We start from the raw sequence: 26132 nt of genomic DNA, 5'->3' as shown, positions 1-26132 counted from the left end.
GACTGTCGCGCCAACGCCACGCAAAGGATTCTCATGAAACTGTACTTCAGTCCCGGCGCCTGCTCGCTGTCCCCCCACATTGCCCTGCTCGAAGCAGGACTGCCGTTCACCACCGTTAAGGTCAACATCCGCAAGCGGCTCACCGAGAGCGGCGCCGACTTCATGGCCATCAATCCGAAAGGATATGTCCCCGCACTGGAACTGGACAATGGCACCATCCTCACCGAAGGCGTGGCGATCACGCAATACATCGCCGACCAGGCGCCCGACAAACAGCTGACGCCGGCCCGCGGCACCGCCGAGCACTACCAACTGCTCGAGTGGCTCCATTTCATCGGCACCGAAATCCACAAGAACTTCAGCCCGCTGTTTAATCCCGCCAGCAGCGACGAGGTCAAGGCCGGCGCGCGCGCGGCGCTGACCAGGCGCCTGGCCTTTGTTGCCCAGCGCCTCGAAGGCCGCGACTACCTCATCGGCGAGCGCTTCTCGGTGGCCGATGCTTATCTGTTTACCGTCCTCAACTGGGCTGCCGTCGTCCAGTTCGACTTGGCGCCATACCCCGTACTGCAGTCGTTTCACGCCCGCATCGCCGCCCGCCCTGCGGTGCAGCAGGCGATGCGCGACGAAGGCTTGCTGGGCTGACCGGCGACCAGGGTGGCGCTCTGGAGTAGAATCGAGGGCATGACCTTCCACTGTGGAATTGCCCTCCTGCGCGGCATCAATGTCGGCCGCGCCAAACGTGTCGCCATGGCCGACTTGCGTACCTTGTTCGAAGAACTCGGCTTCACGGACGTGCGCACCGTCCTCAATAGTGGCAACGTCGTGTTCGGCAGTCCGGTGCATGCGCCGGCGCCTGCCGCCGCCGCCATCGAGGAGGCGATGGTGCGCCGGCTCGGCGTCGCGGCGCGCGTGACGGTGCTCAGCGGCGAACAACTCGGCGCCATCGTCGCCGCCAATCCGCTGGTGCCGCAGTCCACCGACCATGCGCGCCTCGTCACCTTTATTTTGTCCGATGCCAGCCACGCACAACTGGTCGCGCCGCTGGCCGGGCAGGATTGGGCGCCTGGCGCGCTGGCCGTGGGCAAGGATGCTGTGTATGTCTGGTGTCCCGACGGCGTGCTCGACAGCCAAGCGGCTGCGGCCGTCAGCAAGGTGCTGGGCGACTCCACCACGGCGCGCAACTGGAACACCGTCACCAAGCTGCACGCGCTATGTACGGCGCGCGGGTAAACGTGCCCTGCACGTGCCCTGCACATGCCCTGCTTTTCCGGCTAGCTGAATTTTTCGCTGCTGTCGCGCGTTGCGCGGTAGCCGATCAGCACGAGCCCCAGCAGCATCATGGCGAACATTTCCGGTTCGGCCAGCTCCGACGTGGCCGACTGCAGCACAACCACGCCCCCCGCGCCTGCCGTGGCGGGAAGGGCGGCCGCGACGACGACCGGCAAAGTGGGTGGCAAACTGGCGGGTTCGCGCCCGGCCACGGTCTGCGCCACGCTGGCCTGCGCGCTGCCGAACATGATCAGCGCCAGGCTTGCTGCAAGTGCGATTGTTTTCACGGCATCTTCCTTTGTTTGGCCCTGCCGCCAATGGAAAATCGGATTCGATCCACAATCCCAGCATACCGGGTTTTGTATTGACGGGGCGTCCGATTCGACTGACAAACAACAAACAGATCGATGCACTGTAGAGCCCGCCACTAAAGGCGGCGTGCGATTTTACAGATGTTCAAAAAGCCAACAAAGAAGGTGGTAATCGGCACGTTTTTATCAACTCGATAAGCAAGTTTATCAGGACGATAACGGGTTCAATTACCGCTGTGATCACATCTGTTGCGCTGCACGAAGTTTTACATAAATTTGTTTGTACCTGGCTTTTTATTGGCGGTATAGTCTCCATATCCTTATTGCCTCCGAGCATCAAAGTGATGGCAAATGGTCATTGTGCGGCCCTCCGGCCATCCTGACTTCTCGACTGCCGCGCCCCACCTTCGCGGCAACCACGGCTGTTCGCAGTCCGCACCACGCGCACCAATCAAATCAAAGAGTACCTATGCCCAACTTAGCCAAACTTCAGATCGCCTTCAAGAATACTTATGTGCGCGTCGGCGCCGTAATGCTGCTGGCCCTGATCGTGTGGATGGCGTTCTTCCGCGGCGACGTCGCCCAGGACACCAGCCCGATCGTGCTGTCGCAGAACATCTCCGAGATCACCGCGCTGGCCGCGAAGAAGGACCAGCTCGACTACCTGATGGTGGCCAAGCCCTTGTCCGAGTCGCCGCGCTACATCTTCAAGTTCAAGGGAGCGTCCGAGCTGCACGTCGTCAAGGTGCCGAGCACCTCGCACCTGAGCCTGGAGCGCGAAGTGCTGCTCAAGAACGCCATTCCGTATTCGATCGCCAAGGACGACTACCTCGCTTCGCACAAGGCGGTCCTGCTCGACGAAGGCGAAAACAGCGCCGCCGCACAGACCACCGCGTTCCTGAAGCGCCACGCGTTCGACATCCTGCTCATCGCCCTGATCATCTACGCACTCAAGTTCGGCATTCCCGGGATGGGCATGAACACCTCCGTCATCACGCCCGACAAGCTCAAAGGCAGCATGGACGACCTGATCGGCATGGAAGATATCAAGCAGGAAGTGCTGCATCTGGAAGACATGATCCGCAACCGCGCCGAATACAAGTCGCACAACATCGACAAGCCGTTCAACGTGATGCTGACCGGCCCGGCCGGCACCGGCAAGACCAAGCTGGTTGGCTACCTCGCCAAGAAACTCAACGTGCCGCTGATCCAGGCATCCGGCTCGGCGCTCGAATCGGGCTTCGTCGGCGGCGGTTCGAAGGCGCTCAATGCGCTGTACCGCAAGGCCTGCGCCAAGGGCAGCTGCATCATCTTCCTCGATGAAGCGCAGACCCTGTTCATGCCGCGCGGCCGCGGCGAAAAGAAGTGGGAGGACGACACCGCCAACACCTTGCTTGGCCTGCTCGACGGCGTCAAGAGCGACAAGGGCGCCGGCGTGATCTGGGTGGTGGCGTCGAACTTCGACGATGCCTCGTCCGAGATGGACGAGGCGATGCTGCGCCGCTTCTCGGTGAAGATCAATTTCCGCCTGCCGAACAAGGCCGAGCGCGGTGCACTGCTCAAGAGCTTCCTGTCGCACAAGAAGGAAGGCCTGGTCGACTGGAATGACCTCGACCTCGGCCAGGTCGCCGAGATGACCGCCAACCTCAGTCCCGCGCTGCTCGAAACCGTGGTCGAACGCGCCAGCATGATCTCGATCCAGGAAAAGACGATCATCAACACCGACCTGATGTTCCGCGCTTTCGAGCGCGCCACGCTGGGCCTGACCGACCGTGCGACGACGGCCGAAAAGCACAAGCAGCGCGAGCGCGTTGCGCTGCACGAGCTGGGACACTTCTTCATGCAGATCGATCCGTACCTGCGCCAGGGGATGTCGCTCGAACAGGTGAAGGAGAAGTCGCACCTGCTCAAGATCAGCACCGAGTCGGTGTCGAAGATCGGCGCCCTCGGTTACGTGCTCAATTCGGGCGACGACGTGTCGCTGCGCACGCTCGAAGAACTCGAGCAGGACGTCATTCAGCTGTACGGCGGCGTTGCCGCCGAGGAGCTGTTCTACGGCGCGCGCGGCATTTCGGTCGGCAGCCAGAACGACATCGAAAAGGCCACCAAGATGCTGAACCTGATGGTCAACCGCCTGTCGATGTATTCGCGCTCGAAGATCGACTACACCCAGCTTGGCCGGGACAGCAGCGGCGAACAGTCGATCCGCCAGGTCGAAGCGAAGTCCGATGAACTCTACAGCTACACGCTGGGCGCGATCCACGACTACAAAGCCATGATCGAGTCGATCAAGGACACGCTGCTCGACCAGTACGTGCTGTCGAAAGATGCGATCTTCGCGCTGCTGGAAGAGCGCCGCGAACTGCTGATGGCGCACATCTCCGGTCCGCACCTGAAGCTGTGCGAAGGCGCCGCCGTCTGATAGGGGGCAGACCCGACTTTGCTTTCAGGGGGTCTGACCCCGATAGTGTTGGCGCCGGCCGACCAAGGTCAGACCCTTAAGGCACCGTCGCCAGCATCAGCAGCGCCTTGCGCACCGAATCGCGCACCGCCAGAAATTCTTCCCGCCGCTTGTGCTTGTCGAGCCTGAACAGCATCAGGCCTTCCATCTGCGCCACCATCAGGATCGCTCGCTGCATGTACTCGCTGTCCGGTATCGCCGGATTGAGGCCGCGGATCAGCAGGTAGATCGCCTTGCGTTCGCGCCCCAGCATCCTGGCCATCAGCGACGACGCAAACGCGTTGCGCGACGCCAGCGCCCAGATCTCGAAAAAAATCGCGTGCGTGACCGGATCGGTGATCTCGTCCATGAACATGTCGACCGTCGACAGGAACTGCTCGCTGCGCGAGGCGCCGCTCATCTCCGCCCGGATCGAATCCATCTTCGCCTGGAACACGTCCATCGTGTACAGCAGCAGCGCTTCGACCAGCGAATCCTTGCTCTGGTAGTAGTGCTGCACGTTCGACAGGCTCATCCCCACTTCAGCCGCCACGCGCCGCATCGACAGCCCGGCATAGCCGTCGGCGGCGAGCAGCTCGCGCGCCGCCTGCAGGATATCCTTGGCGCGGCCGAGTCCCTTCTCGGTTGTGACCGAGGACTTGTTTTTCGGGACGCTGGCGAGGGACGGTGGCATGATGTAATTATCGCACGAGGCAGCTATGCTTAAATAGTACGGTTGACCTATAATCGGGTCATCAAATCCTCCAGGAGCGCGCAATGAGCCGCAAAGTATTCGTCACCGGCGTGGGCATGATCCCGTTCGCCAAGCCAGGCGCCAGCGCGCCGTACGACCAGATGGGCGCGATGGCCACCCGCCAGGCGCTGGAAGACGCCGGCATCGGCTACGACGACGTCGAGCAGGCCTATGCCGGCTACGTCTACGGCGACTCGACCAGCGGCCAGAAGGCGCTGTACCAGGTCGGCCTGTCCGGTATCCCGATCGTCAACGTCAACAACAACTGCTCGACCGGTTCGACCGCGCTGTTCCTGGCGCGCCAGGCGGTGGCCAGCGGCGCCGCCGAGTGCGTGCTGGTGCTCGGCTTCGAGCAAATGAGCCCGGGCGCGCTCGGCAACGTGTTCAACGACCGTCCCAGCCCCTTCGATCCGTTCGACGCCGTCACCGACCGGCTGGTCGGCAAGCCGGAGATTCCGCTGGCGCTGCGCTACTTCGGCGGCGCCGGTCTCGCGCACATGGAAAAATACGGCACCCCGTTCGACGCTTTTGCCAAGATCCGCGCCAAGGCCAGCCGCCACGCCGTCAACAATCCGCTGGCGCTGTTTCGCAAGGAAGTGAGCACCCAGGACGTGCTCGATGCGCCGATGATCTGGCCCGGCGTGATGACGCGCCTGATGGCGTGCGCGCCAACCTGCGGCGCCGCCGCCGCGGTGCTGGTATCGGAAGAATTCGCCCGCAAGCACGGCCTCAAGACCGACGTCTACATCGCCGGCCAGGCCATGACGACCGACCGTCCCGGCACCTTCGATTCGAACGACATGATGCGCCTGGTCGGCTACGACATCAGCCGCGAGGCCGCCGCCAAGGTCTACGCGCAGGCCGGCATCGGCCCGGAAGACCTCGACGTCGTCGAGCTGCACGACTGCTTCGCACAGAACGAGTTGATCACCTACGAGGCGCTCGGCCTGTGCCCGGAAGGCGGCGCCGACAAATTCATCAGCGACGGCGACAACACCTACGGCGGCAAGGTGGTGACCAATCCATCCGGCGGCCTGCTGTCGAAAGGCCATCCGCTCGGCGCCACCGGCCTGGCCCAGTGCTACGAGCTGACCCACCAGCTGCGCGGCGACGCCGCCGCGCGCCAGGTCAAGGGCGCAAAGGTCGCGCTGCAGCACAATCTCGGTCTCGGCGGCGCCTGCGTCGTCACCATGTACCGCGCGTCGTAGGAGCTGCCATGGACCTCACTTCTCCGTCGATGAATCCCGAGCTGGAAGGCTTTCGCGACGCCGTGCGCCGCTTCGTCGACAGCGAAGTAGCGCCGCACCAGCAGCGCTTCAGGGACCAGCAGCACGTCGACCGCGCACTGTGGAACAAGGGCGGCGAGATGGGCATGCTGCTGGCCGATATCCCGGAACATTACGGCGGCTCGGGCGGCAGCTTCGCCCACCAGTGCGTGGTGTTCGAGGAGCTCGGCTACGCCGGCGACATGGCGTTCGGCATCCACGTGCACGCCATCGTCGCCCACTACATCCTCAACCAGGGCACCGAAGAACAGAAGCAGAAGTACCTGCCGCTATTGGCCAGCGGCGAGATGGTCGGCGCCATCGCCATGTCGGAACCGGGCGCCGGCTCCGACCTGAAGGGCATCCGCAGCACCGCAGTGGCAGGCCCCGATGGCTACCGCGTCAACGGCTCCAAGACCTTCATCTCCAATGGCTTCCTGGCCGACCTGGTGCTGGTCGTCGTCAAGACCGATCCGGAAGCCGGCGCGCGCGGCGTGTCGCTGCTGCTGCTCGAGACGAAGAACAATCCGGGCTTCCGGGTCGGCCGCATCCTCGAAAAAGTCGGCCAGAAGGGCCAGGACACGTGCGAGCTGTTCTTCGACGACGCCCATGTGGCGAGTGACGGTGTATTGGGCGGCGTCGAAGGGCGCGGCTTCGCGCAGCTGATGACCGAGCTGCCGTACGAGCGCACCATCCTGGGCGTATCCGGCGTGGCGGCGATCGAGCGCGCCCTGAAGCTGACGGTCGAGCACACGCGCGAGCGCAAGGCATTCGGCCAGGCCCTGATCGAGATGCAGAACACCCGCTTCGTGCTGGCCGAGATCAAGACCGAAGCGACCATCGCGCGCATCTTCATCGACCGCTGCATCGACGACATGATCGCCGGGCGCATGGATGCGGTGCAGGCGTCGATGGCGAAGTACTGGATCTCGGACCTGCAGTGCAAGGTCATCGACCAGTGCGTGCAGCTGTTCGGCGGCTACGGCTACATGCTCGAATACCCGATCGCCCAGATGTACGTCGACGCGCGGGTGCAGCGCATCTACGGCGGCGCCAACGAGATCATGAAAGAAATCATCGCCCGTTCACTGTAAGGGAAAGTTCGCATGGCAGGACCGCTGGCAGGAATTCGCGTAGTCGAAATGGTTGGCCTCGGGCCGTGTCCTTTCGCCGCCATGATGTTGGCCGACATGGGGGCGGAAGTGATCCGCATCGACCGCAAGGCGCCGCCCGGCGCCGACAATCCGTTCCCGATGCTTGGGACGAAGTACGACGTGATGGCGCGCGGGCGCCGCTCGCTGGCGCTCGACCTGAAGCTGCCGGCGGCAAAGAAGGTGGTGCTGCGCCTGCTCGACCAGGCCGACATGGTGCTGGAAGGCTTTCGTCCCGGCGTGATGGAGCGGCTCGGCTTCGGCCCCGACGTCTGCCACGCGCGCAACCCGAAGCTGGTGTACGGCCGCGTGACCGGCTGGGGCCAGCATGGTCCGCTGGCGCAGGCGGCCGGCCATGACCTCAACTACATCGCCCTGACCGGCATGCTGCACGCGATGGGCCGCGCCGACACGCCGCCGGCGCCGCCCTTGAATCTGGTGGGCGACTTCGGCGGCGGCGCCATGATGCTCGCGTTCGGCGTCGTTTGCGCGGTGCTCGAAGCGCGCACCTCCGGCAAGGGCCAGGTGGTCGACGCCGCCATGACCGACGGCGCCGCGCTGCTGGGCGCGATGATGTACGGTTTTCGCGCGTTCGGCGCATGGAACGACCAGCGCGCCTCGAACCTGCTCGACGGCGGCGCCCCGTTCTACGACAGCTACGTCTGCCTTGACGGCAAATTTATCACGATCGGCTCGATCGAGCCGCAGTTCTACGCCTTGCTGCTCAAGCTGACCGGCACCTCGGACCCGGCCTTCAGCGCCCAGATGGACGCCACCAGCTGGCCGCAGATGAAACAGCGCTTCGCCGCGCTGTTTGCCACGCGCGCGCGCGCCGACTGGTGCGCTCTGCTGGAAGGCACCGACGTCTGCTTTGCCCCGGTGCTCGACATGGCCGAAGCGCCGGCCCATCCGCACAACGTCGCCCGCGGCACCTTCATCGACATCGACGGCGTGACGCAGCCGGCGCCGGCGCCGCGCTTTTCGCGCACGGCGCCGGTGGTGGGCGCTGCGCCTTGCGCGCCGGGCGCCGACAGCGCCGCCATCCTGGCCGGCTGGGGCTGGGCCGACACCGACATCGAGGTGCTCCAGTCCGCACACGTGATCTGAGGCGTGCAAACGGCCGCGGTAGTAAGATGGCACCTTGAAACCGCCGAGGAGTTGCGATGGAAAACACGCTGGGTGACCAGGGCCGCATTGTCAGCGCCGGCATGGAAGCCGAAGCGCTGCCTGGCCGCGACCTGTTCGTCGTCGCCAAATGCCTGGTGCCGACCGATGCCTACGTACTGCAGGGCTGCCTGGTGGCGGGCGGCGTGCCGGCGGTGGTGGCCGACGCCAACCACGTGCAGGCCGACCTGCTGATCGCGCCGGCGCTCGGCGGCGTGCGCATCCTGGCGCCCGCCGAATACCTGCAGCAGGCCGAAGAAATCCTCGCCGCCTACGAGCGCGGCGACTACCAGCTCGACGAAAACACCGACGTGGGCGAGCCCGATTGAGCACCGCCGTACCGCTGGATAAGGAAGGCGAACTGCGCGCCTCCAAGCGGCTGGCGCTGATGTTCTTTGTCGGCGCCGGCGTCCTGTTCGCCGTGACGCTGTTCCTGCCGCCGTCGTGGTGGGTCGGTCTTTTGAAAGCGTTTGCCGAGGCGGCGATGATCGGCGCGCTGGCCGACTGGTTCGCCGTCGTCGCCCTGTTCAAGCGCGTGCCGATTCCGTTCGTGTCGCGCCATACCGCCATCATCCCCAAGAACAAGGAGAAGATCGCCGACAACCTGGCCGTGTTCGTGCGCGACAAATTCCTCGATACCGAATCGGTGGTGAGCCTGATCCGGCGCCACGACCCGGCGCAGAAGGTGGCCGACTGGCTGGTCCGGCCCGACAACGCCAAGGTGCTGGGCGACTACCTGGTCAAGCTGGCCGCCGGCGTACTCGATTTCATCGAGGACGCGCCGGTGCAGAACTTCATCCGCAAGGCTGTGCACTCGCTGGTCAACAGCGTCGACCTGTCGCAGTCGGCCGGCGTGATCATCGAATCGATGACGAGGAACGGGCGCCACCAGCAGCTGCTCGACGAAGGCATCAACCAGCTTGCCACGCTGCTGCACAACGAAGAGACGCAGGCGTTCATCGCGCAGGGCATCGTCGACTGGCTCAAGGAAGAGTACGCGGTGTTCGAAAAGGTGCTGCCGTCCGAGATGATCGGCCGCAAGGGCGCCGACATCGCGGTGCGGCTGGCGGCAGGCATCCTCGCCAAGGTCAATGGCGACCCGGATCACGAGCTGCGCCGCAACTTCGACCGCTTCACCCACGACTTCGTCGAGCGACTGAAAAGCGATCCAGAGTTCCATCAGAAGGGCGAGGAGATCAAGCAGTACCTGCTCGGCGACGACACCCTCAACACCTATCTGAAGTCCTTGTGGGACGACCTGAAGGCGTGGCTCAAAAAGGACCTGCACAGCGAGCAGTCGGTGCTGCACCAGCGCGTGGTAGCCACCGGCAGCTGGATCGGCCGCACGCTGGCCGAAGACGTGCGGCTGCGCCAGTCGCTCAACGACCATCTGGAGGCGGCGGTGCGCAGCGCGGCGCCGGAGTTCGCCCAGTTCCTGACCCGCCACATCGCCGACACCGTGAAGAACTGGGACAGCAAGGAGATGTCGCAGCAGATCGAGCTCAATATCGGCAAGGACCTGCAGTACATCCGCATCAACGGCACCGTGGTCGGCGGCTTGATCGGCGTGGTGCTGTACCTGGTGTCGACCCTGCCGGCGTTGCTTGGCATCGCCGCCCGCTAAGGGAATACAGGGGTCAGACCAGGTCTGACCCCTAGCTCTGATTCGGGCAAACCTGCCCCATCATTTCAAGCAGCTCTTTTTTCAGGCCGGACAGCTCGTCGATCTTGCGGTCGATCGCGGCCACTTTCTCCGCCAGCAGCGCATTGACCTCCAGCTGCGGCATGGCGGAATCCCACAGCGCCGGCAGGCTCTCGCCGATCTGCCCCAGGGTAAATCCGAGCCGCTGCGCGATGCGGATATAACCGAGCAGGTGTACCGTTTCGACCGCGTACAGGCGGTAGCCGTTGGCGGACCGGCTCGACCTGATCAATCCGCGCTGCTCGTAAAAGCGCAGGGTATCCCGGCTGAGGCCAGTCATTTCCGCCAACGTCCCGATATGCATATGATCTTTCCGCCGATTCTGCTTGACCCTGGAGTGTACTCAATACCTTACGCTTGGCGCTTCAATACTTGAAATATCAAGGAGCAGCCAATGATTCATCCCGCCCAATATTGCCGCATCGTCCGCGTAAGCGCCTGGTACGACCTGGTGGCCACGATAGGCTTTGCCACACCGTGGACGTTCGCGGCGATGCATGCGATGCTGGCAATTGCAGCGCAGGGGCTGCCCGGCTCGCTCCCGCCTTTCGAGCCGGCGCACATGCTGATGGCGAACCTGCTCGGCTCGATCGTGGTGGTGTGGGCGGTCTTGCGCATACGCGATCCGCAATTGCAGTTCGGCCGCTACGACGCCATGGCGAGATTCCTGTTTGCGGCCTGGCAGATTTACGCGGTCGCGCACGGCGCCAGCGCGCTGATCCTCGGCTTCACCTTGTTCGAAATCGTGTTCGGGGTGATCCAGAGTTTGCCGGTCACGGGCGAAAAGAAAGCTCATGTCATCGCCAAGCCGGCGTAATATGGCTCAGCGCATCCGGCGCCCATTTGCCCCCGAAAGGAACGTCATGATCGTACAGAAGCCTTCCACCGCAATCGCCGCATCCTTGCTCGTCGTTGCCCTGCTGGCCACGGCGGGCGCCTCGGCGCAGATCAAGCGCACGCCGGTGCTGACCGCGGACGTCGCCGCGCCAGGCCAGCACGCGGTGGTGGTGCGCGGCGAAATCGACGGCGGCGTGTCCGCGCCGCGCCACACCCATCCGGGCGACGAGATCAGCTACGTGCTGGAAGGCGAAGTCGAACTGCTGATCGATGGCGAGCCACCGCGCCTCGTCAAGGCCGGCGAAGCCTTTGTGGTCCCGGCTGGAAAAGTGCACGGCGCCCACAATCCGGGCAGCGCGCCGCTGCGCTTCCTCGGCGTGTATGTCGTCGACAAGAGCAAGCCGCTGGCGACACCGGCGAAGTAATCAACGCTGCGGCATCAGGTGCCGGAAAGTCGGCTCGATATTGTTCGCGTGCAGATGGCGCACGATGTCTTCCAGCGTCGCGTCTTTCAGCAGCAAGCCCTGAGCAGTTGAAGGCGCCGGCTCGCTGGCCGGCGCCGCCACGCCATGCGCCTGCTGCAGCATCGTCGTCGCCCGCTGGAACTGCGCCGCGCTGATGCTCTGCACGCTCTCGAGCAGCGCCGCCTGACCGGCGAACGGCGGCGCCATCTCCAGCCCGGCTTCGTCGGCGAACGACGCGCCCAGCCCCGGATTGATAAACGCCGCCCACTTCCCGCTGGGCTGGTGCAGGCACGGCGGCAGCTCGACCAGTGCGTCCGCGCCCAGTTCCATGCGCGGGAAATACGCCTTGCGCAGCAGGCCAAGGAACTGCTGGACCATGGCGGCAGGCACCGCGTTTTCCAGCGACAGCCACAGCCCATAGCCATCCGCGCCCGAAATGCTGACCGCCGGCGCCGGCAGGCCAAGCTCCGCCTGCAAGGCGTTGGCCACCTCGCACAGCAAGGCCCAATGTTCGCCCTCGGTGTCGGTCTTGTTGAACGCGATGACCATGGCGCGCGCCAGTCCCTCGCCGTCGGTCAGGCTGATGGCATGCGTCGCCTGGCCGCGCAGCTGCTGTTCGAGCGCCGGCGCCGACATGGCGCCAGGCGACAGGTATAACCTGGTCAATTCGGCGATCAATTTATTCATTTGCTTCCTTCGAGTGCGCGCTGGCGCGACGCCAGCACGGCGCCGGCAAACAGCGCCACGGCGGAATATATCAGCCCGCGCTGCAAGCCGCCCGGCCCGTCGGCGATCCAGCCGATCATCGACGGCCCGACGATCTGCCCAAGAGCGAACACCGTCGTGAACGCGCTGATGCCCGACGACCAGGCGTGCTGCGGCAAATTATGGCGTACCAGCGCGGTCGTGGAGGCCACCACCGACAGGAAAATCGCGCCGAACATCAGACCCGGGACAAACACCAGCACCGGCGCCGCCGTCAACGCCGGCATGATGGTCGCCACGCCGAGCAGTCCATTGAGTACCGCCATCGACTGGCCGCCCTTGAAGCGGTCGAGCATGCGCGCCCAGATGCGCGACGAGGCGATCACCGCCACCCCGAGCATCGAATAGAACAGCGTGATGGTGCCGGCGCCCATGCCTTGCTCCTTGAGCACGGCGATGACGAAGGTCATGTAGCCGATGTAGCCGACGCCGAACATCAGGTAGCCGAGCAGCCCGAACGCAAACGGCCGCAGGCGGAAGTTGCCGTGCGCGCTGGCCGGCGAGGCGGCGCCGTCGATGTGGCGCGCCGGCAGCGCCATCGCCACCGTCGCCAGCAGGCAGACGGCGCCCAGCGCCACCCACGCCCACTGCCACGCGTGCGCGGCGCCGTGCGCGCCTGCCGCCGCCAGCGCGAGCGGCACCAGCAGCGCCGAGATCACGATGCCGATGCCGGTGCCGCCGTAGTAGATGCCGATCAGCAGGCCGGCGCGGTCCGGATGCAGCAAACTCAGCCGCGCCGCCAGCACGCCGCCGGCGATGAAGATGGCGGCGCTGGCAATGCCGGCCAGCACGCGCTGCAGGATCAGCAGTTCGGCGTTTACCACCAGGCCGGACAGCATCATGAAGATGCCGGCCAGCACGGCGCCGCCGACCAGCGCGGCCTGGGCGCCGAAGCGCCGCATGATGGCCGGCGTGATCAGCGCGCCGATCAAGTAGCCGAGCGCATTGCCGGTATTCATCGAGCCGGACAACAGGTAGCTCCAGCCCAGGTCGTCGCGCATCGGCGGCAGCAACAGCGCGTAGGAAAAGCGCGTCAGGCCAAGCGACACGGCAGCGCCCAGCGACAAGGCAAGCGCGGTCAGGAACGGCCGCCGCGCCGCCAGGGACGGCGCGCTCGCCAGTGAATCGACAGGTGCTTTCAACGTACTCTTCATTTCCTCTTTCGCGCAGTTCAGCGGCGTGACCAATGCACATCATAAGCCGAGCGGGCGCCGCGGGTAAAAGCGCGAAAATGAGCGATAAGATGCAAATGAAATGCATCTTTGATAGAATGGTGCCGCTGACGAGCACGACTCACACAACGTGAGCATTTTTTGTAGTTGTTGATGCACTCATGCATTTTGGAGAATCAAATGGTTTCCGCAGTTGCCCGCCCCTACATCGACGCCAGTGTTCCCGTGTTGCGCGAACATGGCCTCGCCATCACCACGATTTTCTATCGCAACATGTTTGCCGCCCACCCTGAGCTGACCAACCTGTTCAACATGGGCAACCAGGCCAATGGCAGCCAGCAGCAGTCGCTCGCCTCCGCCGTATTTGCCTACGCGGCCAACATCGACAACGCCGCCGTGCTGGCGCCGGTCGTCAGCCGCATCGTGCACAAGCACGCCTCGCTCGGCATCACCGCGCAGCACTATCCGATCGTCGGCCGCTACCTGCTCGGCGCCATCCAGGAAGTGCTCGGCGAGGCCGCCACGCCGGCGCTGATCGCCGCCTGGGATGAAGCCTATTCCGAACTGGCCGCCGCGCTGATCGCCGCCGAGAACGCGCTGTACGCGCAAGCCGGCATAGCGCCCGGCCAGCTGAGCGACATGCGGGTCATCGACGTCATCAATGAAAGCGACGACATCACCGCGTTCGTGCTCGCACCGGCCGGTGCGGAAGCGGCGCCCGCCTTCAAGCCGGGCCAGTACCTGAGCGTGTCCGTGACGTTCGACGACGGCGCCACGCAGCTGCGCCAGTACAGCCTGTCGGACGCGCCGAACGGCCAGTCGCTGCGCATCTCGGTCAAGCGCGAGCGCGAGGGCGACGCCACGCCGGCCGGCCGCGTATCGAACTGGCTGCACCAGCATGTGGTCACGGGCAGCATCCTGAAAGTGACCCATCCGTTCGGTGACTTCACCGCCGACACCGAAGGCGCGGCGCCAATCGTGCTGATGTCGGCCGGGGTCGGCATCACGCCGATGATCTCGGTACTGAACCGCATCGCCCGCACCAATCCGCAGCGGCACGTCACGTTCGCCCACGCCGCCCGCGCCGGGCGCCATCACGCGCACCGCGCCGACGTCGCCGTGGCGAAGCAGTCGATGCCGAACCTGGCGGTGGCCACCTTTTACGAAACGTGCTCGCCCGAGGACGACGCGTCGATCTGCGCGGGTATGATGGACGTGAGCAAGGTGCCGGCATGGGCCTACCGGGATGCCGACGTCTACCTGTGCGGCCCGGTCGCCTTCATGCAGGCGCAGTGGCGCTCGCTGATCGAAGCCGGCGTGCCGGCAAGCCGCCTGCACCGCGAAGTGTTCGGCCCCGAGCTGCTCAATTACGTCGACTAAATGAAAGGCAAGCAATGACCTCGATTACGGCAGCATCGATACCGGTGATGGTCGACGCGTTTTACGCGCGCGTGCGCGACGACGCCGTGCTGGGGCCGGTGTTTGCCAGCAAGCTCGAAGGCAAGTGGGACCAGCACATGCCGCGCATGTATGCGTTCTGGACCAAGGTGCTGCTGGGCACCGGCGAGTTCGAGGGCAATGTCTTCGCCAAGCACATGGCGCTCAACGGCATCGGCAAGCAGCACTTCGTCCGCTGGCTGGCGCTGTTCAGGATGACGGCGATCGAGGTGTTCGGCATCGAGCAGTCCGCCGCGGCGATCCAGGTCGCCGAGCGGATCGCCGGCAGCCTGCAGCTGGGCTTTTTCGGCGAAATCCACGTGTGATGGCGCGGCCGGCATGGCGAACCGGCCGGCGCGAACTAGTGTGTTACTGTTAACTGATCACCTCGTCACTCAGAGTGTCCACGGGCGCGCTCTTCGCTGCTTGCCCATCGCCTGGTCGATATTCCGTCCCATCCCATAGGCGCTGCAATTCATCCACGAGGAAACTCATGAACATTCCCGCCAAGCCACAACTATTGGTGATCAACGCCGGATCGTCGAGCATCAAGTTTGCCCTGTTCAGTACCGCGCCGATCGTGACCGCGATATTCGAGGGCGAAATCAGCGGCATCGGCCATTCCGGTAGCTGCTTTAGTGTGCGTGGCGCCGACAGCGGCGATACGCTGCAGCGCACGTTTGCCGTTCCGGACCGCGTCACCGCCGTCAATGTACTGGTCGACTGGCTGGCCGCGCGGCTCGAGCCGGCGTCGCTGGCGGCCATTGCGCACCGCGTCGTCCATGGCGGCGTGCATGTCGCCGCATGCGAAAAAATCGACGGCGCCTTGCTCGGCGCGCTGTACGACTGCGCCACCGCCGACCCCGAGCATTTGCCGCAAGAATTGCACCTGATCGAAATGCTGCGCCGCCGCTATCCGGACGTCACCCACATCGCCTGCTTCGACAGCGCCTTCCACGCCGGCATGCCGGCGGTGGCCAGCATGATGGCCATTCCGCACCGCTATTACGACGCCGGCGTCAGGCGCTTCGGCTACCACGGCCTGTCGTGCGCCTACCTGATGCGCCAGCTGGGCAGCATCATCGGGCCGGACGCCGCCGCCGGCAAGGTCATCCTCGCCCACCTCGGCGGCGGCGCCAGCGTCACTGCCGTACAGGGCGGCCAAAGCCGCGACACCACGATGGGTTTCTCGCCCGCCGGCGGCATCGCCATGGGCAACCGCTCCGGCGACATCGATCCCGGCCTGGCCTGGCACTGCTTCCGCAACGAGGCCATGGAGCCGGCCCGCTTCAACCACATGCTCAACCACGAATCGGGCCTGCTGGGCGTGTCCGGCAGCAGCGGCGACCTGCGCGAGCTGATGGCGCGCCAGCACACCGACCCGCGCGCCGCCCAGGCCGTCGAGCTGTTCTGCTACCAGGCACGCAAGGCGATCGGCGCGATGGCCGCCGCCATCAAGGGCGTGACCACGCTGGTGTTTACCGCCGGGGTCGGCGCCAACTCGGCCGAGGCGCGCGAGCGCATCTGCGAGGGCCTGGCCCACATCGGCGTGCGCCTCGATCCGGCGCGCAACGCCGCCAATGCCGCGCTCATTTCGGCCGACGACAGCCTCGTCAGCGTGCGCATCATTGACACCGACGAGCAATGGATGATCGCCGAAGAGGCGCGCATGCTGCTGCGTCAAGACAACGGCAGCGATGCCGGAAGGGAAGTCCATGGATGACATGACCGTGCCGGCCGCCGCCAGCGCCGAAACGCTGCGCAACATGCACGCGTACTGGCGCGCTGCCAACTACCTGTCGGTTGGGCAAATCTATTTGCTCGACAACCCGATGCTGCGCCAGCCGCTGACGCAGGCGCACGTCAAGCCGCGCCTGCTGGGCCACTGGGGCACGACGCCCGGGCTCAACTTCATCTACGTGCACCTGAACCGGGTCATCCTGGCGCATGACCTGTCGGTGCTGTACGTCACCGGTCCCGGCCATGGCGGCCCGGGCCTGGTCGCCAATGCCTACCTGGAAGACACCTACAGCGAGGTGTATCCCGACATCGCGCAAGACGCGGAAGGCGTGCGGCGCCTGTTCAAGCAATTCTCCTTTCCCGGCGGGATCCCGAGCCACGTGTCGGCCGAGACGCCGGGCTCGATCCACGAAGGCGGCGAACTCGGCTACTCCCTGTCGCACGCCTTCGGCGCCGCCTTCGACAATCCCGACCTGATCGTCGCCTGCGTGGTCGGCGACGGCGAAGCCGAGACCGGCGCGCTGGCAACGAGCTGGCACTCGAACAAGTTCCTCAATCCGGTCCACGACGGCGCCGTGCTGCCGATCCTGCACCTGAACGGCTACAAGATTGCCGGGCCGACTGTGCTGGCGCGCATCCCGCGCGCCGAGCTGGCCGCCTTGATGACCGGCTACGGCTACGAGCCGTTCTTCGTCGAAGGCGACGATCCGGACGCCATGCACCGGCTGATGGCCGATACGCTCGACCTGGTGGTGCAGCGCATCGGCGCCATCCAGCGCGACGCCCGCGCCAACGGTTTCACCGAGCGGCCGCGCTGGCCGATGATCGTGCTGCGCTCGCCCAAGGGCTGGACCGGTCCGCGGACCGTCGACGGCAAGCCGAGCGAAGGCACCTTCCGCGCGCACCAGGTGCCGATCGCCGACATGCACAAGCCAGGCCACCTGGCGCTGCTGGAACAATGGATGCACAGCTATGCCCCCGATGAACTGTTCGATGCGGACGGCAAGCTGATCGCGCCGCTGCGCGCACTGGCGCCGGCCGGCGCGCGCCGCATGAGCGCCAATCCGGTGGCCAACGGCGGCGCGCTGCTGCGCGACCTGGTGCTGCCCGACGTGCATGAATTCGCCGTCGACGTGGCGGCGCCTGGCGCCACGCTGGCCGAATCGACCCGCGTGCAGGGCGAGTACCTGCGCGCCGTGATGCAGCAAAACATGAGCAACTTCCGCATCTTCAGCCCGGACGAAACGGCGTCGAACCGCTGGGCCGCCGTGTTCGAGGCCAGTGCTCGCTGTTCGACCGCCGAGATCCTGCCCGGCGACGAAGATGTCGCCGCCGACGGCCGCGTAATGGAAATGCTCAGCGAGCATCAATGCGAAGGCTGGCTCGAGGGCTATCTGCTGACCGGCCGCCACGGCATGTTTTCCTGCTACGAGGCGTTCATCCACATCGTCGATTCGATGTTCAACCAGCACGCCAAGTGGCTCAAGTCGGCCAACGACATCGCCTGGCGCGCGCCGATCGCCTCGCTCAACTATCTGCTGTCGTCGCACGTCTGGCGCCAGGACCACAATGGCGCCAGCCACCAGGACCCGGGCTTCATCGACCATGTGCTCAACAAGAAGGCCGAGATCGTGCGCGTCTATCTGCCGCCGGACGCCAACACGCTGCTCGCCGTCACCGATCACTGCCTGCGCAGCCGCGACAAGATCAACGTCATCGTCGCCGGCAAGCATCCGGAAGCGCAGTGGCTCGATATCGACGCTGCCATCGCCCATTGCCGCGCCGGCATCGGCGTGTGGGAATGGGCCAGCAACGACCGCGACGACGATGTCGACGTCGTGCTCGCGTGCGCCGGCGACGTGCCGACGCTGGAAGCGCTGGCTGCGGTGCAGATGCTGCGCGAACATTTTCCGACGCTCAGCGTGCGCCTCGTCAACGTCGTCGACCTGATGACCTTGCAGCCGGCCCACGTGCACCCGCACGGCCTGGACGAGGCGCAGTTCGACACCATGTTTACCACCGACAAGCCGGTCATCTTCGCCTACCACGGCTACCCGTCGCTGATCCACCGGCTCACGTACCGGCGCGCCAACCACGCCAACATCCACGTGCACGGTTTCCGCGAGGAGGGCACCACCACGACGCCGTTCGACATGGTGGTGCTCAACCAGGTCGACCGCTTCCACCTGTTCGCCGCCGCCGTCGAGCGCGTGCCCAAGCTGCAGCCTGTGCGCCAGGCGGCGCTGCAGTTCGCCCAGGACAGCCTTGCTGCGCACAGCGCATATATCCGCGAACACGGCATCGACATGCCGTCCATTCTCGACTGGACCTGGAACACCGGCGCGCCCAACAACGCGCATTGAACGACTTATCGGAGGCACACCATGCAGCAACTCGATTCCACTACCCTTGAACTGGCAGCGAAGATTCTCGGCGCCGCCCGCGAGCTGACGCTGGCCACCGTGCGCGCCGACGGCTCGCCGCACGCGTCGACGGTCAATTTCGCCTGCGAGGATCTGATCATCTACGCGGCCATCTCGATCGACGGCGGCAAGGCGCACGACCTGGGCCGCGATGCGCGGGTGGCGCTGACCGTCAACGCGCCCTACGACACCTGGAGCGAGATCCAGGGCATGTCGATCGACGGCCGCGCCGCCTTCATCACCGAGCCGGCCGAGCTCAGTTTTGCCGGCGCGCTGCTGCTGCACAAGCTGCCCGACTACGCGCGCATCATCACCGAGCCACAAGTCTTGCCGTGGCCGGGGATGCTGTTCATCCGCATCACACCGCAGCGGCTGGCGCTGCTCGACTACACGCGCGGCTTCGGCCACACCGACACGTTCGACCTGCACGAAGCGGTGCACGCCGTCTAAAGCTGCCTCAGGTCAGCGCGCCTTGGCCGACGGGAAGAACAGCTGCTGGCCGGCCGGGCGGAACGTTGCGATCTTCTGCTGGCCTTCGCTGGACGTGATCCAGTCGGTCAGCGCGCGCGCGCCCTTGGCATTGACACCCGGATGGCGCGCCGGGTTGACGGTGATGATGCCGTACGGGTTGTACATCTTCGGGTCGCCTTCGACCATGATATCCAGGCCGGTCTTGGCCTTGTAGGTGCTGTAGGTGGCGCGGTCGGTCAGCGTGTAGGCCTGCAGTTCGGCCGCCATCGTCAGCACTTCGCCCATGCCCAGTCCCGCCGAGATGTAGCGGCTGCCGGCCGGCAGCGTGCCGGCCAGTTTCCAGTAGCTCTTTTCCATCACGTCGGTGCCGGAGGCGTCGCCGCGCGAGATGAACTTGGCGCCGCCGGCGGCGATCCTGCCCATCGCGCCAGTGACATCCTTGCTGCCCTTGATGCCGGCCGGGTCGGATACCGGCCCGGCGATGACGAAGTCGTTGTACATCACATCGCGCCGGTCGATGCCGTAGCCGTCGGCGACGAACTTGTCTTCGGCCGCGCGCGCGTGCACCAGGGTGACGTCGACGTCGCCGTTCTTCGCCAGCTCCAGCGCCTTGCCGGTGCCGACCGAGATGACCTGCACCTTGATGCCGGCGCGCGCCTCGAAGGCCGGCAGCAGCCACGCCAGCAGGCCGGAGTTTTCGGTGCTCGTGGTGGTGGACATGCGCAGCACCTGCGCCTGCGCCTGAACCAGGAGCGGGCTGCAGGCGAGGGCGATGGCGGCGATGAGCTGAACGGCTTTCATGGTGGTCCTTTTAGCTGAATCGATAAATCAGGTCGCCGTCGCGCAGCTTCAGGCGGCGCACGCCGGGCAGGCCGATCAGGTCGCGGTCGTGGCAGGCGATGACGACGGTGGTGCCGGCTTCGAGCAGCGCCGGAATCAGCGCGATGACCTGCTCGCGCGCGGCGCCATCGAGGTTGGCGGTCGGCTCGTCGAGCAGCAGCAGCTTCGGCGCGAGCACCTTGGCGCGCGCCAGCGCGATGCGCTGCTTCTCGCCGCCCGACAGGCTGGCCGGGTTGGCGTCGCGCAGGTGCGTGACCCCTGCCCACACCATCGCCGCTTCCACCGTTTGCGCCAGGCGTGCGCCGACCACGCCTCGCGCGGCCAGGCCGTAGCCGATGTTGTGGGCGACGCTGGTGGAGAACATGATCGGGTCCTGGTGCACGTAGACGACGCCGGCGCGCAGCTCGGGCGGGTAGGGCGCAAGCTGCAGCAGCTGGCCGCACCACAGCAGCGACGACGGCTCACTCTTGTCGAGCCCGCCGAGCATGCGCAGCAAGGTGGTCTTGCCGGCGCCGTTGATGCCGGTCAGGACGTAGGCGGTGGCCACATCGAGCGAGAAGTCGGCGATGTCGAAGACGACCCGTTCGCCGTGCTGGCGGCGCAGCCGGCCGACCATCATCAGGCTGCTCATAGCCGCCCCCGCGCGGCGTGGGCGTCACCCTGCGCCAGCATCAGCGCGCCGTTCATCGCCAGCGCGACGACGATCAGCACAATGCCCAGCGCAATGCCCTGGGCGAACTCGCCCTTGCTCGTTTCGAGCGCGATGGCGGTGGTGATGGTGCGCGTTTCGCCGGCGATGTTCCCGCCCACCATGAGGGCGCAGCCGACTTCCGAAATCACTCGCCCAAAGCCGCTGATGACGGCGGCCATGACGCCAAAGCGCGCCTCGAACAGCACCGTCGCCATCACGCGCCAGCGGCCGGCGCCGAGGGTGATCGCCGTTTCGGCGTAGCGCGGATCGGCCGCCTGCACCGCCGCCAGCGTATACGCCAGCAGCACCGGCAGCGCGATCAGGCACTGGCCGGCGATGATGCCGCTTTGCGAAAACAGCCATTGCAGGCCGCCCATCGGCCCCTGGCGCGACAGCATCAGGTACAGCAGCAGGCCAATGAGCACGGTCGGCATCGACAGCGACGCCTGCACCAGCCAGATCACCAGGCGCCGCCCGCCAAAGCGGAAGCTGGCGATCGCGTAGCCGAGCACGATGGCGACCGGCGCGGCCAGCAGCAGGCCGACGACGCTCGTCTTGAGCGAAATCCAGACGATGGTCCACAGGGCGGCGTCGCCCGACAGCAGCAGGGCGAAGGCCGCGCGGATGGCGTCGAGGATGGGCATCAGGCGCCCTGTGGATCGATCGTCACGCCGGTGTCAACCTCCGCAATACCTGGCCGCCGCCGTAGCTGCTCTGCGCTTCGACCTCGCCGCCCAGCGCCACGCGGATCGCGCAGTACTTGAACTCGGGGATCTTGCCGAACGGGTCGAGCGCGGCGTTGGTCAGCTTGTTGATGGCTGCCTCGTAGTAGCAGAACGGCACGAAGATGGCGCCGCGCGGCGAACTGTCGTCGGCCCGCGCGTACAGCGTTACCTTGCCGCGGCGCGACTCGATGGTGATGACGTCGCCCGGCTTGCCGCCCATGCCGGCCAGGTCGAGCGGGTGCACCAGCGCCACCGGATCGGGCTCGAGGGCGTCGAGCACCGCGGTGCGGCGCGTCATGCTGCCGGTGTGCCAGTGCTCCAGCTGGCGCCCGGTGATCAGGACCAGCGGGTAGGCCGTGTCGGGCCGCTCGTCGGCCGGGATGATGTCGGCCGGGACGAAGCGCGCGCGGCCGGAGTCGCGCGGGAACGTCTCGATAAACACCACCGGGTCGCCCGGGTCGCCTTCGGCCACGCACGGGTAGGTGACGGAGTGTTCGCGCTCGAGGCGATCCCACGTGATGCCGCCGATGCTGGGCATGGTGTGGCGCATCTCGTCGAACACTTCCGACACGTGCTGGTAGTTCCAGTCCAGGCCGAGGCGCCTGGCCAACTCCTGCAAGATCCACAGGTCCTGCTTGGCCTGGCCCGGCGGGTCGATCGCCTGGCGGCCCATCTGCACCGTGCGATCGGTGTTGGTGAAGCTGCCGGTCTTTTCCGGGAACGCGGAAGCTGGCAGGATGACGTCGGCCAGGTAGCAGGTCTCGGTCAGGAAGATGTCCTGCACCACCAGGTGCTCGAGCGCGGCGAGCGACTCGCGCGCGTGGTTGGCGTCGGGGTCCGACATGGCCGGGTTCTCGCCCATGATGTACATGCCGCGGATCTGTCCCGCCTTGATGGCGTGCATGATCTCGACGACGGTCAGGCCAGGCGTGCCGTCGAGCGGCGTGTTCCAGGCCGCTTCGAACTTGGCGCGCACGGCCGGATTGTCGACCCGCTGGTAGTCCGGGAACATCATCGGGATCAGGCCGGCGTCGGAGGCGCCCTGCACGTTGTTCTGGCCGCGCAGTGGATGCAGGCCGGTGCCGGGACGGCCGATCTGGCCCGTCATCAAGGCCAGCGCGATCAGGCAGCGCGCGTTGTCGGTGCCGTGGATGTGCTGCGAAATGCCCATCCCCCACAGGATCATCGAGCCCTTCGAGGTGGCGTACAGGCGCGCCACGTAGCGCAGCGTGTCGGCGTCGATGCCGCAGATCGGCGCCATCAGCTCGGGGCTGTAGCCTTCGACATTCTGCTTCAGTTCATCGTAGCCGATGGTGCGGCTGGCGATGAAGTCGGCGTCGACCAGGTTCTCGTGGACGATCACGTGCATCATCGCGTTGAGCATGGCGACGTCGGTGTCGGGCTTGAACTGCAGGTAGCGGTGCGACATGCGCGCCAGGTCCGAGCGGCGCGGATCGCACACCACCAGCTTGGTGCCGTTCTTGACGGCGTTCTTGATCCAGGTGGCGGCCACCGGGTGGTTGACGGTCGGGTTGGCGCCGATGACGATCACCACTTCGGCTTTCGTCACGTCCATCACCGGGTTCGACACCGCGCCCGATCCGATGCCTTCCAGCAGCGCCGCCACCGACGAGGCGTGGCACAGGCGGGTGCAGTGGTCGACGTTGTTGCTGCCAAATCCGGTGCGCACCAGCTTCTGGAACAGGTAGGCTTCCTCGTTGCTGCCCTTGGCCGAACCGAAGCCGGCCAGCGATTTCTTGCCGTGGGTGTCGCGGATGTTCGACAGGGTGCCGCCGGCCAGCGCCAGCGCTTCTTCCCAGGTCGCTTCGCGGAACACGTCCATCACGCGGTCGGGGTCCATCACGAAGTCGCCCGACTTCGGCGCGTCGGCGCGGCGGATCAGCGGCACCGTCAGGCGGTGCGGATGGTGCGCGTAGTCGAAGCCGTAGCGGCCCTTGACGCACAGGCGCTCGTGGTTGGCCGGGCCGTCGCGGCCCTCGACGAACAGGATCTTGTTGTCCTTGACGTTGTAGGTCAGCTGGCAGCCAACGCCGCAGTAAGGGCAGACCGAATCGACCTTCTTGTCGGGCACCGTCAGCGCCACTTCGCGCGCCGGCATCAGGGCGCCGGTCGGGCAGGCCTGCACGCATTCGCCGCAGGCCACGCAGGTGGAGTTGCCCATCGGGTCGTCCATGTCGAACACGATCTTGGCGTGGTCGCCGCGAAACGCCAGGCCGATGACGTCGTTGACCTGTTCGTCGCGGCAGGCGCGCACGCAGCGGGTGCACTGGATGCAGGCGTCGAGGTTGACGGTGATGGCCGCGTGCGACGCGTCTTGCCGCGGCTGGCGGCGCGCGGCAAAGCGCGGCTTGCCGACGGCGAGCTTGCGCGCCCAGAAGTCCACTTCGTTGTGGCGCGTGTATTCGGTTTCCGGCATGTCCGACAGCAGCAGCTCGAGCACCATCTTTTGCGACGCCACCGCCCGCGGGCTGTCGGTGACGACCTTCATGCCTTCGGTCGGGTAGCGGCAGCACGAGGGCGCGAGCACGCGTTCGCCGTTGATCTCGACCATGCAGGAGCGGCAGTTGCCGACCACTTCCATGCCTTCGCGGTAGCACAGGCGCGGGATCTCGATCCCCTCGCGGTCGGCCACTTCGATCAGCGTTTCGGTCGACAGCGCTTCGACCGTGCGGCCGTTGATGTCGAAAGTGACGGCCACGCCTTGCAGGGCCACGCGGTTCAATCTGGATATCGCATTCATGGTTTCACCAACTCGTTCGGGAAATATTTGACGACGCAGTCGATCGGATTCGGCGCGGCCTGGCCCAGGCCGCAGATCGAGGCGTCGCGCATCACCTGCGACAGCTCGTCCAGCAGCACCAGGTCCCACACGGGCTGTTCGATCAGGGTCAATGCCTTGGCGGTGCCGACGCGGCACGGCGTGCACTGGCCGCACGATTCGTCCTTGAAGAACTTCAGCGTGTTGCGCGCCGCCGCTGCCGCCGTGTCCAGGTTCGACAGTACCACGACCGCCGCCGAGCCGATGAAGCAGCCGTACGGCTGCAGCGTATCGAAGTCGAGCGGAATGTCGTTCATCGACGCCGGCAAGATGCCGCCCGAGGCGCCGCCCGGCAGGTAGCCGTAGAAGGTCTGGCCCTCGAGCATGCCGCCGCAGTATTCGTCGAGCAGCTCCTGGATCGTGATGCCGGCCGGCGCCACCTTCACGCCCGGCTCCTTGACGCGGCCCGATACCGAGAACGAACGCAATCCTTTGCGGCCGTGGCGGCCATGGCTGCCGAACCACTCGGGGCCTTTTTCGAGGATGTCGCGCACCCAGTGCAGCGTTTCGAAGTTGTGCTGCAAGGTCGGCAGGCCGAACACGCCGACCTGGGCGACGTACGGCGGGCGCAGGCGCGGCATGCCGCGCTTGCCTTCGATCGATTCGATCATGGCTGACTCTTCGCCGCAGATGTAGGCGCCGGCGCCGCGCCGCAGCACGAGTTTGGGCATGCGCGCCATCGGCGGGTCGATGCGCAGCTTCTCGAGTTCAGCTTCGAGCATGGTGCGGCAGCCGTGGTATTCGTCGCGCAGGTAGATGAAGATGGTTTCGACGTCGGTGACCCAGGCGGCGATCAGCGCGCCTTCGAGAAAGCGGTGCGGGTCGCGCTCGAGGTAGTAGCGGTCCTTGAAGGTGCCCGGCTCGCCTTCGTCGAGGTTGATGGCCATCAGGCGCGGGCCCGGTTCGCCGCGCACGATGCGCCATTTGCGCCCGGCCGGGAAACCTGCGCCGCCGAGGCCCCGCAAGCCCGAGCTTTCCATTTTCTGGATGACCGATTCGACGTCGTGCTTGCCGTCGGTGCAGTCGCGCAGCAGCGCGTAGCCGCCGGCGGCGCGGTAGGCGTCGAGGTCGATGAAGCCTTGCGGCGTATGGGTCGTTTCGCCGGCGGCGACCTTGGCGACGATGGTTTCAACGGTGGCGTTTGGCACCGGGTGCTGGCCGACGACGGCGGCAGGCGCCTGTTCGCAGCGGCCGATGCACGGCGCCGGCAGCACGCGTACGTCCGTGCCGAGGATGCCGGGCAAGCGCGCCAGCAGGTCCTTGGCGCCGGCCATCTCGCACGACAGGCCGTCGCACACGCGCACCGTCAGCGCGGCGGGGGCGTCTTCGCCTTCCTTGACGACGTCGAAGTGGTGGTAGAACGTCGCCACTTCATACACTTCGGCTTGCGCCATTTTCATTTCCGCCGCCAGCGCGGCGAGGTGCTGGGCAGACAGGCTGCCGTAGCGATCCTGGATCTTGTGCAGGTGTTCGATCAGCAGGTCGGCCTGGCGCGATTCAATGCCCAGCAGGGCCTGCACGTCGGCGAGCGCTTGCGGATCAACGCGGCGGCCTTTCGGCGCCTGGCGCTTGCGCTCACGCGATGCGCCTACGATGGCGATGGGAATGATTGGGTGGTTCATTGCTTTGTCCGGTAGAACGAGAGGAACGAGCGCCAGGGCAGGCGCGACGG

25 protein-coding genes are annotated in these 26132 nt (G+C 65.9%); 15 read left to right on the top strand and 10 right to left on the bottom strand.

What is annotated here, in order from left to right; all coding sequences use genetic code 11:
• Nucleotides 1-33: 33 nt before the first annotated feature.
• Both gstA and CR105_RS03290 read left to right on the top strand, forming a co-directional pair.
• Entirely contained in the window at nt 34-642 is a 609-nt protein-coding gene (gene gstA / locus CR105_RS03295; RefSeq protein WP_099787018.1) for a glutathione transferase GstA, read from the top strand.
• A gap of 39 nt (nt 643-681) precedes the next feature.
• Nucleotides 682-1230 carry a DUF1697 domain-containing protein gene (locus tag CR105_RS03290; RefSeq protein ID WP_099787017.1) on the top strand — a complete coding sequence of 183 codons (549 nt, stop codon included), beginning with the start codon at nt 682-684 and terminating at the stop codon, nt 1228-1230.
• 41 nt (nt 1231-1271) lie between these two features.
• Here CR105_RS03290 and CR105_RS03285 read toward each other — a convergent pair whose 3' ends face one another.
• Nucleotides 1272-1556 carry a hypothetical protein gene (locus CR105_RS03285; protein WP_099787016.1) on the bottom strand — a complete coding sequence of 95 codons (285 nt, stop codon included), beginning with the start codon at nt 1554-1556 and terminating at the stop codon, nt 1272-1274.
• Between the two features lie 493 nt (nt 1557-2049).
• Between CR105_RS03285 and CR105_RS03280 the strand changes: the two genes are divergently transcribed.
• Nucleotides 2050-4002 carry an AAA family ATPase gene (locus CR105_RS03280; protein WP_099787015.1) on the top strand — a complete coding sequence of 651 codons (1953 nt, stop codon included), beginning with the start codon at nt 2050-2052 and terminating at the stop codon, nt 4000-4002.
• Nucleotides 4003-4078: 76 nt separating this feature from the next.
• On the opposite strand, the gene CR105_RS03275 is transcribed toward CR105_RS03280, so the two are convergent.
• Nucleotides 4079-4714 carry a TetR/AcrR family transcriptional regulator gene (locus CR105_RS03275; RefSeq protein ID WP_099787014.1) on the bottom strand — a complete coding sequence of 212 codons (636 nt, stop codon included), beginning with the start codon at nt 4712-4714 and terminating at the stop codon, nt 4079-4081.
• Nucleotides 4715-4797: 83 nt separating this feature from the next.
• Between CR105_RS03275 and CR105_RS03270 the strand changes: the two genes are divergently transcribed.
• From CR105_RS03270 to CR105_RS03250, 5 genes are read left to right on the top strand one after another with little or no spacing between them, the layout of a single operon-like run.
• Complete coding sequence (locus CR105_RS03270) at nt 4798-5982, top strand: lipid-transfer protein (protein WP_099787013.1); 1185 nt, start codon at nt 4798-4800, stop codon at nt 5980-5982.
• An 8-nt stretch (nt 5983-5990) separates the two neighbouring features.
• Nucleotides 5991-7133: an acyl-CoA dehydrogenase family protein gene (locus CR105_RS03265; RefSeq protein WP_229413600.1), complete on the top strand. Its 1143-nt coding sequence runs from the start codon at nt 5991-5993 to the stop codon at nt 7131-7133.
• A gap of 12 nt (nt 7134-7145) precedes the next feature.
• Nucleotides 7146-8297, top strand: a complete 1152-nt coding sequence (locus tag CR105_RS03260) for a CaiB/BaiF CoA transferase family protein (protein WP_099787011.1) — start codon at nt 7146-7148, stop codon at nt 8295-8297.
• Nucleotides 8298-8353: 56 nt separating this feature from the next.
• Complete coding sequence (locus CR105_RS03255; protein WP_099787010.1) at nt 8354-8683, top strand: hypothetical protein; 330 nt, start codon at nt 8354-8356, stop codon at nt 8681-8683.
• Nucleotides 8684-8697: 14 nt separating this feature from the next.
• Nucleotides 8698-9978: a DUF445 domain-containing protein gene (locus CR105_RS03250; protein ID WP_099787427.1), complete on the top strand. Its 1281-nt coding sequence runs from the start codon at nt 8698-8700 to the stop codon at nt 9976-9978.
• 31 nt (nt 9979-10009) lie between these two features.
• Here CR105_RS03250 and CR105_RS03245 read toward each other — a convergent pair whose 3' ends face one another.
• Nucleotides 10010-10360 carry a MerR family transcriptional regulator gene (locus CR105_RS03245; RefSeq protein ID WP_099787009.1) on the bottom strand — a complete coding sequence of 117 codons (351 nt, stop codon included), beginning with the start codon at nt 10358-10360 and terminating at the stop codon, nt 10010-10012.
• Between the two features lie 90 nt (nt 10361-10450).
• Between CR105_RS03245 and CR105_RS03240 the strand changes: the two genes are divergently transcribed.
• Nucleotides 10451-10873: a hypothetical protein gene (locus tag CR105_RS03240; protein ID WP_099787008.1), complete on the top strand. Its 423-nt coding sequence runs from the start codon at nt 10451-10453 to the stop codon at nt 10871-10873.
• 46 nt (nt 10874-10919) lie between these two features.
• A complete protein-coding gene (locus CR105_RS03235; protein ID WP_099787007.1) occupies nt 10920-11318 on the top strand; it encodes a cupin domain-containing protein in 399 nt (132 codons plus the stop codon).
• On the opposite strand, the gene CR105_RS03230 is transcribed toward CR105_RS03235, so the two are convergent.
• Together CR105_RS03230 and CR105_RS03225 are read right to left on the bottom strand one after the other, a co-directional pair.
• Nucleotides 11319-12044, bottom strand: a complete 726-nt coding sequence (locus tag CR105_RS03230) for a hypothetical protein (protein ID WP_099787006.1) — start codon at nt 12042-12044, stop codon at nt 11319-11321.
• The gene (locus CR105_RS03225) at nt 12041-13276 is read right to left on the bottom strand and encodes a YbfB/YjiJ family MFS transporter (protein WP_099787426.1); all 1236 of its coding nucleotides are present in this window, start codon (nt 13274-13276) and stop codon (nt 12041-12043) included. Before CR105_RS03225 ends, CR105_RS03230 begins: the two co-directional genes overlap by 4 nt.
• A gap of 198 nt (nt 13277-13474) precedes the next feature.
• Here CR105_RS03225 and hmpA point away from each other — a divergent pair, with 198 nt between their 5' ends.
• The 5 genes from hmpA to CR105_RS03200 all read left to right on the top strand — a co-directional run bounded on the left by hmpA (nt 13475) and on the right by CR105_RS03200 (nt 19344).
• Nucleotides 13475-14674: an NO-inducible flavohemoprotein gene (gene hmpA / locus CR105_RS03220; protein WP_099787005.1), complete on the top strand. Its 1200-nt coding sequence runs from the start codon at nt 13475-13477 to the stop codon at nt 14672-14674.
• Between the two features lie 14 nt (nt 14675-14688).
• Nucleotides 14689-15057 carry a group III truncated hemoglobin gene (locus CR105_RS03215; protein ID WP_099787004.1) on the top strand — a complete coding sequence of 123 codons (369 nt, stop codon included), beginning with the start codon at nt 14689-14691 and terminating at the stop codon, nt 15055-15057.
• A gap of 167 nt (nt 15058-15224) precedes the next feature.
• Nucleotides 15225-16454: an acetate/propionate family kinase gene (locus CR105_RS03210; protein ID WP_099787003.1), complete on the top strand. Its 1230-nt coding sequence runs from the start codon at nt 15225-15227 to the stop codon at nt 16452-16454.
• Nucleotides 16447-18834 (top strand): phosphoketolase family protein, encoded by a 2388-nt coding sequence (locus CR105_RS03205; RefSeq protein ID WP_099787002.1) that lies wholly within the window; start codon nt 16447-16449, stop codon nt 18832-18834. The genes CR105_RS03210 and CR105_RS03205 overlap by 8 nt, the downstream gene beginning before the upstream one ends.
• 21 nt (nt 18835-18855) lie before the next feature.
• Nucleotides 18856-19344: a pyridoxamine 5'-phosphate oxidase family protein gene (locus tag CR105_RS03200; RefSeq protein ID WP_099787001.1), complete on the top strand. Its 489-nt coding sequence runs from the start codon at nt 18856-18858 to the stop codon at nt 19342-19344.
• Nucleotides 19345-19356: 12 nt separating this feature from the next.
• Here CR105_RS03200 and CR105_RS03195 read toward each other — a convergent pair whose 3' ends face one another.
• The 5 genes from CR105_RS03195 to CR105_RS03175 are packed head-to-tail and all read right to left on the bottom strand — an operon-like array spanning nt 19357 to nt 26082.
• Nucleotides 19357-20166, bottom strand: coding sequence for an ABC transporter substrate-binding protein (locus CR105_RS03195; RefSeq protein WP_099787000.1), 810 nt, complete (start codon nt 20164-20166; stop codon nt 19357-19359).
• Nucleotides 20167-20176: 10 nt separating this feature from the next.
• Complete coding sequence (locus tag CR105_RS03190; RefSeq protein WP_099786999.1) at nt 20177-20836, bottom strand: energy-coupling factor ABC transporter ATP-binding protein; 660 nt, start codon at nt 20834-20836, stop codon at nt 20177-20179.
• Nucleotides 20833-21540, bottom strand: a complete 708-nt coding sequence (locus CR105_RS03185) for an ABC transporter permease (RefSeq protein WP_099786998.1) — start codon at nt 21538-21540, stop codon at nt 20833-20835. Before CR105_RS03185 ends, CR105_RS03190 begins: the two co-directional genes overlap by 4 nt.
• Before the next feature lie 22 nt (nt 21541-21562).
• Entirely contained in the window at nt 21563-24382 is a 2820-nt protein-coding gene (gene fdhF / locus CR105_RS03180) for a formate dehydrogenase subunit alpha (RefSeq protein WP_099786997.1), read from the bottom strand.
• On the bottom strand, nt 24379-26082 hold the full coding sequence (locus tag CR105_RS03175) for an NAD(P)H-dependent oxidoreductase subunit E (RefSeq protein ID WP_099786996.1): 1704 nt from the start codon (nt 26080-26082) through the stop codon (nt 24379-24381). Before CR105_RS03175 ends, fdhF begins: the two co-directional genes overlap by 4 nt.
• Nucleotides 26083-26132: the final 50 nt, after the last annotated feature.

This window comes from Massilia eurypsychrophila (assembly GCF_002760655.1).
GTDB lineage: Bacteria > Pseudomonadota > Gammaproteobacteria > Burkholderiales > Burkholderiaceae_D > JAFCUW01.
Note: the sequence above shows the minus strand (reverse complement) of the source record. Positions and strands in the feature narration are given on the sequence as shown.